This is a genomic window from Rhizobium sp. N621, from assembly GCF_001664325.1.
In the GTDB taxonomy this organism is placed as follows: domain Bacteria; phylum Pseudomonadota; class Alphaproteobacteria; order Rhizobiales; family Rhizobiaceae; genus Rhizobium; species Rhizobium esperanzae.
Genome location: NZ_CP013499.1, coordinates 505,051 through 517,841 on the forward strand (window position 1 = coordinate 505,051; position 12,791 = coordinate 517,841).

The 12,791-nt window shown below is 62.1% G+C and carries 13 protein-coding genes; 1 reads left to right on the plus strand and 12 read right to left on the minus strand.

Annotated features, from left to right (window positions below; genetic code table 11):
• Nucleotides 1–24 precede the first annotated feature (24 nt).
• The 4 genes from AMK00_RS29395 to AMK00_RS29410 are packed head-to-tail and all read right to left on the minus strand — an operon-like array spanning nt 25 to nt 4,502.
• Nucleotides 25–1,371, minus strand: a complete 1,347-nt coding sequence (locus tag AMK00_RS29395) for an NAD(P)/FAD-dependent oxidoreductase (protein WP_064812822.1) — start codon at nt 1,369–1,371, stop codon at nt 25–27.
• The gene (locus AMK00_RS29400) at nt 1,368–2,885 is read right to left on the minus strand and encodes an aldehyde dehydrogenase (protein WP_064812824.1); all 1,518 of its coding nucleotides are present in this window, start codon (nt 2,883–2,885) and stop codon (nt 1,368–1,370) included. The genes AMK00_RS29395 and AMK00_RS29400 overlap by 4 nt, the downstream gene beginning before the upstream one ends.
• The gene (locus AMK00_RS29405; RefSeq protein WP_064812826.1) at nt 2,878–3,789 is read right to left on the minus strand and encodes a dihydrodipicolinate synthase family protein; all 912 of its coding nucleotides are present in this window, start codon (nt 3,787–3,789) and stop codon (nt 2,878–2,880) included. The genes AMK00_RS29400 and AMK00_RS29405 overlap by 8 nt, the downstream gene beginning before the upstream one ends.
• Nucleotides 3,786–4,502 (minus strand): GntR family transcriptional regulator, encoded by a 717-nt coding sequence (locus AMK00_RS29410; protein WP_064812828.1) that lies wholly within the window; start codon nt 4,500–4,502, stop codon nt 3,786–3,788. The genes AMK00_RS29405 and AMK00_RS29410 overlap by 4 nt, the downstream gene beginning before the upstream one ends.
• Before the next feature lie 68 nt (nt 4,503–4,570).
• Between AMK00_RS29410 and AMK00_RS32785 the strand changes: the two genes are divergently transcribed.
• A complete protein-coding gene (locus AMK00_RS32785; protein ID WP_064812830.1) occupies nt 4,571–4,780 on the plus strand; it encodes a hypothetical protein in 210 nt (69 codons plus the stop codon).
• Between the two features lie 36 nt (nt 4,781–4,816).
• Here AMK00_RS32785 and gfa read toward each other — a convergent pair whose 3' ends face one another.
• The 8 genes from gfa to AMK00_RS29455 all read right to left on the minus strand — a co-directional run bounded on the left by gfa (nt 4,817) and on the right by AMK00_RS29455 (nt 12,730).
• Nucleotides 4,817–5,389: an S-(hydroxymethyl)glutathione synthase gene (gene gfa, locus AMK00_RS29420; protein ID WP_064812832.1), complete on the minus strand. Its 573-nt coding sequence runs from the start codon at nt 5,387–5,389 to the stop codon at nt 4,817–4,819.
• A 55-nt stretch (nt 5,390–5,444) separates the two neighbouring features.
• Nucleotides 5,445–6,281 (minus strand): S-formylglutathione hydrolase, encoded by an 837-nt coding sequence (fghA, locus tag AMK00_RS29425; RefSeq protein WP_064812834.1) that lies wholly within the window; start codon nt 6,279–6,281, stop codon nt 5,445–5,447.
• Between the two features lie 3 nt (nt 6,282–6,284).
• The gene (locus tag AMK00_RS29430) at nt 6,285–7,412 is read right to left on the minus strand and encodes an S-(hydroxymethyl)glutathione dehydrogenase/class III alcohol dehydrogenase (protein ID WP_064812836.1); all 1,128 of its coding nucleotides are present in this window, start codon (nt 7,410–7,412) and stop codon (nt 6,285–6,287) included.
• A gap of 91 nt (nt 7,413–7,503) precedes the next feature.
• The gene (locus AMK00_RS29435) at nt 7,504–8,196 is read right to left on the minus strand and encodes a dimethylsulfonioproprionate lyase family protein (protein WP_064812838.1); all 693 of its coding nucleotides are present in this window, start codon (nt 8,194–8,196) and stop codon (nt 7,504–7,506) included.
• A gap of 15 nt (nt 8,197–8,211) precedes the next feature.
• Nucleotides 8,212–9,141 (minus strand): electron transfer flavoprotein subunit alpha/FixB family protein, encoded by a 930-nt coding sequence (locus tag AMK00_RS29440; protein ID WP_064812840.1) that lies wholly within the window; start codon nt 9,139–9,141, stop codon nt 8,212–8,214.
• 25 nt (nt 9,142–9,166) lie between these two features.
• Nucleotides 9,167–9,916, minus strand: coding sequence for an electron transfer flavoprotein subunit beta/FixA family protein (locus AMK00_RS29445; RefSeq protein ID WP_064812842.1), 750 nt, complete (start codon nt 9,914–9,916; stop codon nt 9,167–9,169).
• 129 nt (nt 9,917–10,045) lie between these two features.
• Nucleotides 10,046–10,651 carry a dimethylsulfoniopropionate lyase gene (locus AMK00_RS29450; protein ID WP_064812844.1) on the minus strand — a complete coding sequence of 202 codons (606 nt, stop codon included), beginning with the start codon at nt 10,649–10,651 and terminating at the stop codon, nt 10,046–10,048.
• 42 nt (nt 10,652–10,693) lie between these two features.
• Complete coding sequence (locus AMK00_RS29455) at nt 10,694–12,730, minus strand: NADH:flavin oxidoreductase (protein ID WP_064812846.1); 2,037 nt, start codon at nt 12,728–12,730, stop codon at nt 10,694–10,696.
• Nucleotides 12,731–12,791 lie beyond the last annotated feature (61 nt).

Genomic DNA, 12,791 nt, shown 5'->3' on the forward strand with positions numbered 1-12,791 from the left:
CTTCATATTGCGCCGGCCGAGGGATCATCCCTCGCGGCCGGCTCGCAATTCCTGAAAGCGGATAACCGAGTTGATGCCGAGCCATGCGATGGGCTCGGGCGGCAATCTCGTCGGTTCCGGCTGGTTCTTGTATGTGTCGAGCTCGGGGCTTGCGGCTCCCGTCGCAAGATCTGCGGCCATCATGCCGGCAAAGGTGCTCTTGACGGTGCCGAGACCGTTTTCGCAGCAGGCGGAGAAAAGTCCTTCCTCGATCTCGCCGAACGCCGGCACATGGTTTCGGCTGAGGCAGAGCGCACCCGCCCAGCTGTATTCCATCGGAAGGCGCTCCAGCCCGGGGAAACGGACGTCGAACGACCGACGCTGTTCGGCGGCGACGCCGGCGACCCGCTTCTCCGATACTTTGAGGCTCGGGTCGTAGGTGAACCGCGTCCGGACGACGATCCTCGAACGCCCGTCTTTGGTGATCTTGCGCACCGTGGCGCCCATTGGGTCGGCCGGCAGCAGCGCCCAGCGATCGACGCCGGTAACGTCGCCTGCGAATTCGTTCTGCGAAAAGGCCGACGTCATCGACGCATAGGTGAAGATGTGCACCAGCCGGCCCCGGAAGTGGCCGAAGCTCTGAATATGGCCGTTTACCCCCAGAATGACCTTGGGCGCAGAAACCGAACCGCGAGCCGTCTTTGCCTTCCAGGTCCGGCCCTCACGGGCAAGCTCCAGGACCGGCGAGTGCTCGTGGATGATCACCTTGGAGGAAATCCCGCGCGCTAGGCCGCGAATATAGTCGGCCGGCTGGATCATCACCGCACCCGGCGTATAAAGCCCGCCGAGATAGTAACGCGAGCCGGTCATCTCCCGCATCTGAGCGGCATCGAGAACTCGATGTTCCTCGCCGATCTTTTCGAGCGACTTCCTGTAATTGTCGTTGAGCCCCATCCCCCGCTCGGAGGCCGCGGCATTCACCTTGCCCGCCGGATCGAAGGTCTCGCGCGAAAGCCCGTATTCGGCTGCAGCATCGACCGCAAAGGAGATCGCCAGACGGTTCTGGCGGATCTCGTCCTTCGTCGCCGCCTCGTCGGCGACGGAATACTCGCCCGAAGACAGGTTGTGCGGCACGTCGATCATGAAGCCGGAATTGCGCCCGGCCGGCCCCTTGGCAAGTTCACGCGCATCCAGGACGACGATCTTGTCCTCAGGCCGCGATTGCGAGAGACGGCGAGCTGCCGACAGGCCGGCAAATCCGCCGCCGATGATCAGCCAGTCGGCCGTAGTGTCGTGCTCAAGCGCCGATACGGGAAAGGTGCGTTCGCTGGTCGCCTCCCATCCCGAAACGCCGGTGTCGGTCGGCAGGTGCTTGATCACATGGCGACTCATCGGATCGTCTCGTCGACCGACCGCTCGGATATGTCGATCCAGATGGTCTTGAGTTCGCAATAGTTGTCGTGAGCGAAGACCGACTTGTCGCGGCCGCCGAAGCCGGACTCCTTGTAGCCGCCGAATGGCGTGGTGGCGTCGCCTTCCCCAAAGCAGTTGACGGTGATCAGGCCGGCCCGGATATCGCGGGTCAGCCTGATCGCATTGCGCAGGCTGCCCGTATAGACGGATGCCGTCAGGCCGTAATTGGTGTCGTTGGCCAGAGCGGTCGCCTCGGCCAAGGTGTTGAACGTCGTGACCGACAGGATCGGCCCGAAGATCTCTTCCTGGAAGAGGCGGCTCGCGGGCGTCACACCCTCGACCAGGGTCGGCTCGATGAAGATGCCGTTATAGGTTTCGCCGCCCTGGGTGACGGACAGCTTCTCCGTCTTGGCATCGTCGAGGAAGGATTTCACCTTCTCGAAATGCGACTTGCTGACGAGCGCGCCGATGCGGTTTTCCGGATCGAGCGGATCGCCCGTCTTCCATTCGCGCATATAGGCGCCGATGCGCTTCATCAGCTCGTCCTTGACCTTGGCATGGACGATGAGGCGCGACGTGGCCGAGCAGTTCTCGCCCATGTTCCAGAAGGCGCCGTTGACGACCTGCTCGGCGACGAGATCGAGGTCCTCGGCATCGTCGAGAACGACGGCGGGGTTCTTGCCGCCGCATTCGAGCACGACCTTCTTCAGGTTCGAGTCGGCCGCATAACGCAGGAAGCGGCGGCCGGTCGGCGTCGAGCCGGTGAAGGCGACCATGTCGACATCCATGTGCAGGCCGATCGGCTCACCGACCTCGCGGCCGGAACCGGTGACGACGTTGAAGACGCCGGCCGGAATGCCTGCCTCAAGGGCGAGCTCGGCGACGCGCAGCGTGGTGAAGGTCGTTTCCTGCGCCGGCTTGACGATGACCGAGCAGCCGGCGGCAAGCGCCGGGCCGATCTTCCAGGCCAGCATCAGCAGCGGGAAATTCCACGGCAGCACGCAGCCGACGACGCCGATTGGCTCACGCACGATCATCGTCAGCGCGTTGGCGCCGACAGGCGCGGTGTTGTCGTAGAGCTTGTCGATCAGCTCCGCATGCCAGCGCAGCGTATGAATGGTATCGGGAACGTCGACGGTGTGGCATTCGCGGATCGGCTTGCCGCTGTCGAGGCTCTCCATGACGGCGAGTTCATGCCGGTTGCGCTCCAGGAGCTTGGCAAGCTTCAGCAGCACTTCCTTGCGCTCGCCCGGCGAGCGGAGCCGCCAGCGCCCGTCGTCGAATGCCTGCCTCGCCTTCTCGACGGCGAAATCGACGTCACTGGAATCGCAGGCCGCGATTTCGGCCAGGACTTCCCCGGTGGCGGGATTGGTCGAGGTGAACGTCTTGCCGGAATTTGCCGGACGGAATGCGCCATCGATGAAGGCATTCGTCGGAAGTTGAAGACCGGCGGCAATCGCCTTGTATTCGGCTGCGGTCAAAGGTTCATGCATGGTTGGCTCCCGACGTGATCTGGCCGACCGTGCGCTTCAGCATGGAAACGACGGTCTCAAGGGTTCTTTTCTCTTCGGAGTTCAGTCCGCGCAGCGGCGCCCGCACGGAGCCGGTTTTGAGACCGATGATCTCGCATCCGTGCTTGATCGACTGGACGAATTTGCCGCATTCGAGGAAGTCCATCAGCGGCAGCATGGCGCTCATGATCGCCCGACCCTTGTCGAAATTCTTCTCGACGACGCAGGCCTCATAGAGGGCAACATGCTCGCGCGGCAGGAAGTTGGAGCCGGCGCAGACCCAGCTCTTCGCACCCCAGGCGAAGAATTCGAGCGCCTGGTCGTCCCAGCCGCAGGACAGCGAGATGTGAGGGAACTTCCGGGCAAGCAAGTGCAGATTGCCCATGTCGCCGGAGCTTTCCTTGATGGCGACGACGTTCTTCGACTTGCCGACGCGGGAGAAATACTCCTCGCCCATCACCACACCCATGCGGGCCGGATAGTTGTAAAGCATGATCGGCAGGTTGGCGGCGCGATCGACAGTCAGGGCATGGACTGCATTCTCGCGTTCGGTCGGCAGCGCATAGGGCGGCGACGACACCAGGATCGCATCCGCGCCGATTTCCTTTGCAGCCTTCGCATATTCGACCGAATCCTCGGTGCGCGTGGCGCCGGTGCCGATGATGAGCGGCAGCCGCGTGCCGATGACCTCTTTGGCATAGGCCGCGAGTTCGAAACGCTCATGGCTGCTCTGGGCGTAATATTCGCCCGTCGAGCCGCCGACGATGATGCCATGCACGCCCGCCTCGATCAGCGACTCGAGCACGGCAGCGAATGCCGGCCGGTCGATCTGCCCATTTTGATCGAGCGGCGTCACCGCCGGTGTATAAATCCCCTCAAATTTCACGATGACTTCTCCAATAATTGCGTGGCGGGACCGCCCACGAAGGCGTCCGCCTTGAGGCCTTGCGGAGCGATGAACATCTCCATGTTCTCGCGGGACAATTCCCAGTGTTCGAAAACGAGGTCGACGACGGCATCCTCATCGTGAGCGCCGAGCGCTGCGATAAAGCCGTCATGATGCTCGACGGCCAATCGAAGCCGCCGCCGCATGTCCTCGTTTCTCGGCCGGAAGAACGTATGACCGATGCGCGCATGGTCGATGAGCAGCCGGCCGAGGCTCGGCTGCATGTAGACGTTGCCCGACATTTCACCGAATATTTCGTGAAAGCGGTTGTTCTCCAGCACCATCGCCAGAGCGTCCATGTTCTCGCTGGCGGCGCGAAACCGCTCCTGCGTCTGTTTCAGGTCCGACAGCTGCGCGGGCTTGAAGTTCTGCACGGCCAGACGACCGATCGCCGCATAAATCATCGGCGCGACGAGGAAGAAATTGCGCAGCGTGGAGTGGTTCATCGGGATGACCCGCGCACCCCTGTTCTCGCGGATGTCGATATAGCCCTCGCCGGCAAGGCGACGGAATATGTCCCGCACCGGCGTCCGCGACAGCCCGTACTTCTCGCTCAGACTCGCCTCATCCAGATCGGCGTCCGGATCCAGCTCCATCGTCAGAATCTGGCGTTTCAGGTCTTCGTAGAGATTGCTCTTGGGTGTCTTCGCCATCGTCGATCTCCGGCCATTCGTTGCTCTACTGCCGGGAAGATGACACGCCTTTCGGCAGGAGTCAATAATTGTATACTCTGCGTACACAATTCGTATTCGAACAAAACACAATTCTTTCGGCGCCACGAAAGTTTGCCTTGATCGAACGCGAAGCCGTCCGTGAACGTGAGGATTCCGGGCGCGCGACGCTCAATGAGGGCGCGGTCAAGCTGATGGTGGATAGCAATGTGTGGGAAGCGGCCGAGCGCGGCCGTCATGGGGCATTGGTCGTCCAATGATCGGGGAGCGCCGGGGTCGGCGCTCCCCGGGAAGCTTTAAGCGGCAAGCACGCCGCTCTTCTTGGCAGTCCAGGTCGCGATATAATCCATCAGGCCGGGCGACAGGCAATCATAGGGCTCCAGACCCGACGCCTTCAGCTGCGCCCGGACCGCATCCATCTTGGCGGGATCGAAGCCGCTTTCGATGATTGACGACACGAAGGCCGCAAAGGTCGGCTTTGCCCAGCCGGTTTCCTGGAAGCGCTCCGGATGGACGAACGACAATCCCTGGAAGGGGTGTTCGCGCTCGACCGGCCCATACATATGCACGCCGCATTCCTTGCAGGCGTGCCGTTGGATCAGAGCAGCGGGATCGACGACAGCGAGCTTGTCGCCGTTCCCGAGCACTTCGACGCTCTCGGTCGGAGCGACCGCCACGACCGAAAAGACAGCACCCTCGGGCTTCCAGCACTTGGTGCAGCCGCAGGCGTGATTGTGGGCGATATCACTCTTGATCCTGACCTTGACCGGATTGCTCGTGCACTTGCACACGAGCGTCCCGCCTGTGAAAGCAGCGTCCGTCGCTCGAAAGCCTGAATCCACTGCCGGATGAATGGCTATGCTGCTCATTGCTTCTCTCCTTCCCTCCCTGGCCGTTTGCGAAATGCCCGGCCGAGCTCTGCAACTAGTTTGTCAGCTTCTGCGCATGCCAGCGCAGATGGTCTTCCATGAATGTCGAAATGAAGAAGTAGGAATGGCCGTAGCCTTCCTGCATGCGAAGCTTGAGGCCGATGCCTGACGCCTCGCAGGCTTGTCTCAGCTCGTCGGGGCGCAATCCATCCTCCAGGAAGCTGTCCGCCGTTCCCTGATCGACGAAGAGTTCGGGGAACCGATGTCCCTCCTCGATCAGCGAGCAGGCGTCATAGGCCCGCCAAGTCTTTTCGTCGGCGCCGAGATATTTCCGGAATGCCGGCTTCGACCAGCCGGAAACCGACGGATGGCTGATCGGTGCGAAGGCCGAGCAGCTCCGGAAGCGGTCCGGGTTTTTGAGCGCGATCGTGATCGCGCCGTGTCCGCCCATCGAGTGACCGAAGATCCCCTGACGGTCCATGTCGACCGGAAATTCCGCAGCAAGGAGCCGCGGCAGCTCGTCGACGATATAGCTGTACATGCGATAATTGGCCGAATAGGGCGGCTCCGTGGCGTCGACGTAAAAGCCCGCACCCTTGCCGAATTGCCAGTTGTCGGCCTCATCGGGAACGTGGTCACCGCGGGGGCTGGTATCCGGACAGACAATGACGAGACCGAGTTCGGCGGCAAGCCGCCGATACTCGCCCTTGTCCATGACGTTAGCATGCGTGCATGTCAGGCCGGACAGATACCATAGAACCGGCAGCTTGCCCGCGGCGGCCTGCGGCGGCACGAATACCGCGAAGGTCATGTCGCAGTCGCAGGCCTCGGAGCGTTCGACGTAGACGCCCTGAGTGCCGCCGTAAGACTTATCGGTCGCGATCGTTTTCATGGCTTAGTACACGACCACGCCGCGGATGCTTTCACCCTTGTGCATCAGGTCGAAGCCCTTATTGATGTCTTCGAGCGGCATGGTGTGGGTGATCATCGGATCGATCTGGATCTTGCCCTGCATGTACCAGTCGACAATCTTCGGCACGTCGGTGCGGCCGCGCGCGCCGCCGAAGGCGGTGCCCATCCAGTTGCGGCCGGTCACCAGCTGGAACGGCCGCGTCGAGATTTCCTGGCCGGCGCCGGCAACCCCGATGATGACCGATTTGCCCCAGCCGCGATGGGATGCTTCCAGCGCCTGGCGCATCACCTTGGTGTTGCCGGTGCAGTCGAAGGTGTAGTCGGCGCCGCCGATCAGGTCGCCGCCCCGCCTGGTCATGTTGACCAGATAGGGCACGATGTCGTCGCCGACCTCCTTCGCATTGACGAAATGCGTCATGCCGAACTTCTCGCCCCAGGCCTTGCGATCCGGGTTGATATCGACGCCGATGATCATGTCGGCGCCGGCAAGCCGCAGGCCCTGCAGCACGTTCAGGCCGATGCCGCCGAGCCCGAAGACGATCGCCGTCGATCCGATCTCGACCTTGGCGGTGTTGATGACGGCGCCGATGCCTGTGGTGACGCCGCAGCCGATGTAGCAGACCTTGTCGAAGGGCGCGTCGGGATTGATCTTGGCCAGCGCGATCTCCGGCAGCACCGTGTAATTGGCAAAGGTTGAGCAGCCCATATAGTGATGGATCTTGTCCTTGCCGATCGAGAAGCGCGAGGTGCCGTCCGGCATCAGACCCTGACCCTGGGTGGCGCGGATGGCGGTGCAGAGATTGGTCTTGCGCGACAGGCAGGAATAACACTCGCGGCATTCGGGCGTATAAAGCGGAATGACGTGGTCGCCCTTCTTTACCGAGGTCACACCCGGGCCGACATCGACGACGATGCCGGCGCCCTCATGGCCGAGGATGGCGGGGAACAGGCCTTCCGGATCTGCTCCCGACAGGGTGAAATCATCGGTGTGGCAGATGCCGGTCGCCTTGACCTCCACCAGCACTTCGCCGGCCTTCGGCCCTTCCAGCTGCACGGTCATCACTTCGAGCGGTTTTCCGGCCTGCGTGGCCACGGCGGCGCGTACGTCCATTTGATAATCCCTCCTGTTAATTCAAATACGGTTGTTCAATATGCGGGATGCGACCGCGAGATCGAAACGATCTGCTTCGGCCTCATCTCGTTCATCCCGGCTCGACCTGACACCACACCGCGAGAAGCGGCTGCGCCGTGCATCTTATCGCGAAAGACTGCCCGGCATCATTGGCGAAGACCGTTCCGGTCGCGGCAGAAAACCACTGGGAATCACCAAGGCAGATTTCTCCCGGCGAAAGCAGAATGAAGGCGCGCGGCTGCGTCTGCACATGATCGGGAAAGCGGGTGTAGCGATCCATATAGATCACGCCCACCCGGAGATCGGCTCGCTCCTCCAGGCCGCCCGGACCGACCAGAACCGCATGCGAGTGCGTGTTGCCGAAGTTCAGGCTTGCAAAGGGACCGGTTCGGCCACGTCTCCAAAGCAGCTTATCGGCGAGACTCTTGAACTGGCCGGCGATCGCCTCAAACTTCCGTCCGGATTTTGCCAGATGGCTGATGGCGCCATCCAGCCCCTCGGGCACACCGAGAAGAGGGCCGCCCTCCGGCCGCACCTTGCCTGTCTTGAGCAGCTTCTGCAGCACCTTGCCGGCAACGAAACTGGCCACGGCAGGAGCCTCGGCCGACAGCATCAGCCCGCCGATATCGTTGAGGAATTCCTGCAGCGGCTGAGGACGCCTCTCCCGTCCGATGTCGTGCAGCCTGATATAGGCCGGCTTTTCCTCATCGTTCAGGAGAAGGTCGGCACCAGGTCTGATTGGACGTCCCACCCCACGCGCCACGTTTGGTCTCCTCGCTCAGAGCGCCTTTTGCAGTTCCGGCAGGGCGTCGAAGAGATCGGCGACGAGGCCGTAGTCGGCGACCTGGAAGATCGGCGCCTCCTCATCCTTGTTGATGGCGACGATCACCTTCGAATCCTTCATGCCGGCCAGATGCTGGATGGCGCCGGAGATGCCGCAGGCGATATAGAGGTCGGGCGCCACCACCTTGCCGGTCTGGCCGACCTGCCAGTCGTTCGGGGCATAACCGGCATCGACGGCGGCACGGCTGGCGCCGACGGCGGCACCGAGCTTGTCGGCAACCGGCAGGATGACTTCCCTGAACTTCTCGGCCGAGCCGAGCGCCCGGCCGCCGGAGATGATGACCTTGGCCGAGGTCAGTTCCGGACGTTCCGACGCCGACAGCGCATCGGAGACGAACCGCGACAGACCCGGATCGGAGACGGCCGGGATCGCCTCGACAGAGGCAGAGCCGCCTTCAGCCGCAGAGGCGAAAGAGGCGGTGCGAACGGTGATGACCTTCTTGGCGTCGCTTGCCTGCACCGTCTGGATGGCGTTGCCGGCATAGATCGGCCGCTTGAAGGTATCGGGGCTGACGACTTCGATCATCTCCGAGACCTGGGCGACATCGAGCAGGGCGGCGACGCGCGGCAGCACCGTCTTGCCGACCGAGGTGGCGGCCGAGACGATCGTGTCGTAGGAGCCGGCGAGCGAGACGATCAGATCGGCCAGCGGCTCGGCCAGATTGTTGGCAAGCGCCTCGCTTTCGGCCAGCAGCACCTTGGAGACGCCGGAGAGTTTTGCCGCCTGATCGGCCGCAGCCCTGGCGCCCTTGCCGGCAACCAGCACATGCACATCGGAGCCGATCTGCGAGGCTGCCGTCAGCGCCTTGGCGGTCTGGTCAGAAAGATGATTGCCGTCATGGTCGGCCAGAAGAAGAATGGTCATGATAGTTGCTCCTGTTCCAACCCGATTACAGCACGCCGGCTTCGTTCTTCAGCTTGTCGACCAGTTCGGCGACTGACTTGACCTTGACGCCGGCCTTGCGGCCACTCGGCTCCTCGGTCTTCAGCACCTTCAGCCGCGGCGTCGTGTCGACGCCGAAATCGGCAGGCGCCTTCTTGTCGAGCGGCTTCTTCTTCGCCTTCATGATGTTCGGCAGCGAAGCATAACGCGGCTCGTTCAGACGCAGGTCGGTGGTGATGACCGCCGGCAGCTTGATCTCGATCGTCTGCAGGCCGCCATCGACCTCGCGGGTGACCTGAGCTTTGCCGTCACCGATCTCGATCTTCGAGGCGAAGGTTGCCTGGGCCGAGCCCAGCAGCGCCGCCAGCATCTGGCCGGTCTGATTGCTGTCGTCGTCGATCGCCTGCTTGCCTGATATGATCAGCCCCGGCTGCTCGGCATCGGCGACACCTTTGAGGATCTTGGCGACGGCGAGCGGCTCGACTTGATCGTCGGTCTCGACCAGGATCGCCCGGTCGGCGCCCATGGCAAGCGCCGTCCTCAGCGTCTCCTCGGCCTTGGCAGGGCCGATCGAGACCACCACCACTTCCTCCGCCTTGCCGGCCTCCTTCAATCGCAGCGCCTCTTCCACCGAGATCTCGTCGAACGGGTTCATCGACATCTTCACGTTCGAAAGCTCGACGCCCGTGCCATCCGGCTTAACCCGGATCTTCACGTTGTAATCGACAACCCGCTTGACGGGCACGAGAATCTTCATGGCAAACCCCTTTATCCAAAGCGCCGCGATCTTTCAGATTCGCTTGGTCCGCGCTTCAACTGTTTTTTTCGTAAGCCGCTGTCGCAACCGCCGCCCAGCTTTGCGCGACATGCTTTAGACAGCCGGCCGTCAATGCGACCGCTCAGCAAGCAACGCCCAGAAGGCGAAGAGCGGCGTTTCCACCGACCTCATGGCATGTTTGATCCCGGGAATATTATAGAACGATCCGCCGATACCGGGCGAAAACCAGTTCCCCTCCCCCTGCTGGAACTCTCCCTTGGACAGCACGAGATAGACTTCCTCCGGCGCATGGTCGTGATCGGGATAGCGCACGTGAGGCGCCATCAAAGTCACGCCGAACCACAGGTCACTTCGCTCCTCCAATCCACCCGGCCCGACGATCATGGCGTTGGCATGCCCATCAACGAAATTGTCGCTGGCCGTGGTGTGGTCATACTTTGTGCGGCGACGCCATTCAAGCATTGGCTCGATGCCTTTGAACCCCTCGATCAATCGCGCCAGCGAAGCATAGGACGTATCGACCGCGAGCACCATATCGAGGTGAGCGCAGACCGGTAGTCGGCTTCCCTCTCCCGCGCGCGCAGTCCCCGGACGCTCCAGCGCCGCGAAGAACTGCCCGATCGAGCGGCGGGCTTCCGGAGCCCTGGCGAACTGGCCGAAAGCGACCGAAGCGGCTTCCAGGAAATGCTGGAGGCTTCCGTTGCGCAAACTCATATCATTCCCTCCCCATCGGCCGACAGGCGGCCTCTCTTGCGATCATATATCCTTTGCGATGCGCAGACCGTCATAGACCGCGGCATGCGTGTTGCGGGCAGCGACAGCGTCACCGATCCGGAACAGCTGAAACTTGCCCTCGGGATTGTGGATGACTGATTGCGGTTGCCCCTGGAGAAGCTGGTCGTACGAGACCTCGCCGAGATTTTTCGACTTGGGCTTCAGCTCGAAATAGAGGTCGTCGAGCGGGATGGTCCCGTGATTGACGACGACCTGGTCGTAGCTGTGCTGCCGGGCAATTCCGCCGTAATCGCTGCCGATAAGGGCGACGAGCTGGTTACCGCTCTTCTCGACGGCTTCCAGCCGATAGGTAACGGTGAAGGTCACGTCGTACTTTTGGAGCGAACGCATATAGGGCACCAGGTTCATGGCCATGACCTCCGGCGCGAAGGACCGGTCCGGCGTCATAATCTCGACCTTGGCGCCTGCCTTGGCGAGGAACTCCGCCGCCTGGAGACCGGCATGGTCGCCGGCATCGTCGAAAACGAGCACATTGGTTCCGGGCTTCACATCGCCGGAGATGATGTCCCAAGAGGAGACCACCAGCTCGTTGCCGTTGGTGAGCACCTCGGTATGCGGCAAGCCGCCTGTGGCGATGATGACGACGTCAGGATTTTCGGCCTCGATCGTATCGGCTTCCGCCCAGGTGTTGAAGTGGAAGGTGACATCGTATTTCTCACACTGCCTCATGCGCCAGTCGATGATGCTGATCATTTCCCGACGACGTTCACTTTGGGCGGTGAGACGGATCTGCCCCCCTGAATTGTTGGCAGCTTCGAAAACGACCACTTCGTGACCACGCTCTCCCGCGACGCGCGCCGCTTCCAGACCGGCCGGGCCGGCGCCGACGATGACGACCTTCTTTTCGACGTCGGCCTTTGCCACGATATGCGGCATCGTCAGTTCGCGGCCGGTGGCGGCATTATGGATGCAGTAGGCGGCCCCGCCCTGATAGATGCGGTCGAGACAGTAGTTGGCGCCGACGCAGGGGCGGATATCCTCTTCCCGCTTCTCGATAATCTTGCGCACGATGTGCGGGTCGGTCATGTGGGCGCGGGTCATGCCGACCATGTCGACCTTGCCGGCTGCGATCGCATGACGCGCGGTGGCGACGTCGGGAATCTTCGCCGCATGGAAGGTCGGGAAGTTGGTCGCGGCGCGGATTTCACCGGCAAAATCCAGATGCGGCGAGTTCGCCATGCCCTGGATCGGGATGACGTCGGTCAAACCCGGGTCAGTGTCGATGTGGCCTCGAATGACGTTCAGATAATCGATAAGCCCGCTGTCGCGCAGCCGCTTCGAAATCTCTATGCCTTCGGCCTGTCCGTTACCGCCGGGCAGACATTCGTCCGCCGTATAGCGCACGCCGAGGATGAATTCGTTCCCGACCCTCTCGCGGATCGCCCTGAACACATCGAAACAGAAGCGCATGCGGTTCTCGAGCGCACCCCCGTAGGGGCCGCCGAGTTCGTTCGTGAGTGGAGATGCGAACTGGTCGATCAGGTGGCCGTAGGCCTCCAGCTCGATTCCATCCATACCGCCCGCCTTCATCCGTTCGGCCGCATCGGCGAAATCCTTGATGATGCGCTCGATGTCCCAATCTTCCATCTTCTTCGGGAAGGCGCGATGCGAAGCCTCGCGATGATGCGACGGGGCGACGACCGGCAGCCAGTCACCCTTGTCCCAGCGCGTGCGCCGGCCGAGATGGGTGAGCTGGATCATGATCGCCGCACCCTGTTCGTGGACGGCGTCGGTCATTTCCCTGATCCAGGGTACGATCTCGTCCTTATAGGCCAGAAGGTTGTTGAAAACAGGCGGACTATCCCTCGAAACTGCGGCTGAGCCTGCCGTCATCGTCAAGGCCACCCCGCCTTTTGCCCGCTCCACCGTATAGGCCCGATACCTCTCCTTCGGCATGCCGTCCTCGGGATAGGCCGGCTCGTGCGAGGTTACGATGATACGGTTACGCAGCGTCAGATGCTTGAGCTGGTAAGGCTGAAGAAGAGGATCGTTCGACATGGGCCATGGTTCCGGATTAAAACATCGAAGCAAACGCTAAGGGCAATGTACATATGTGTCA

Bases quoted from the DNA above. Each gene is read 5' to 3' on its own strand.
- AMK00_RS29395 (WP_064812822.1), bottom strand. From the start codon at position 1,371: ATGAGTCGCCATGTGATCAAGCACCTGCCGACCGACACCGGCGTTTCG.
- AMK00_RS29400 (WP_064812824.1), bottom strand. From the start codon at position 2,885: ATGCATGAACCTTTGACCGCAGCCGAATACAAGGCGATTGCCGCCGGT.
- AMK00_RS29410 (WP_064812828.1), bottom strand. From the start codon at position 4,502: ATGGCGAAGACACCCAAGAGCAATCTCTACGAAGACCTGAAACGCCAG.
- gfa (WP_064812832.1), bottom strand. From the start codon at position 5,389: ATGAGCAGCATAGCCATTCATCCGGCAGTGGATTCAGGCTTTCGAGCG.
- fghA (WP_064812834.1), bottom strand. From the start codon at position 6,281: ATGAAAACGATCGCGACCGATAAGTCTTACGGCGGCACTCAGGGCGTC.
- AMK00_RS29430 (WP_064812836.1), bottom strand. From the start codon at position 7,412: ATGGACGTACGCGCCGCCGTGGCCACGCAGGCCGGAAAACCGCTCGAA.
- AMK00_RS29440 (WP_064812840.1), bottom strand. From the start codon at position 9,141: ATGACCATTCTTCTTCTGGCCGACCATGACGGCAATCATCTTTCTGAC.
- AMK00_RS29445 (WP_064812842.1), bottom strand. From the start codon at position 9,916: ATGAAGATTCTCGTGCCCGTCAAGCGGGTTGTCGATTACAACGTGAAG.
- AMK00_RS29450 (WP_064812844.1), bottom strand. From the start codon at position 10,651: ATGAGTTTGCGCAACGGAAGCCTCCAGCATTTCCTGGAAGCCGCTTCG.
- AMK00_RS29455 (WP_064812846.1), bottom strand. From the start codon at position 12,730: ATGTCGAACGATCCTCTTCTTCAGCCTTACCAGCTCAAGCATCTGACG.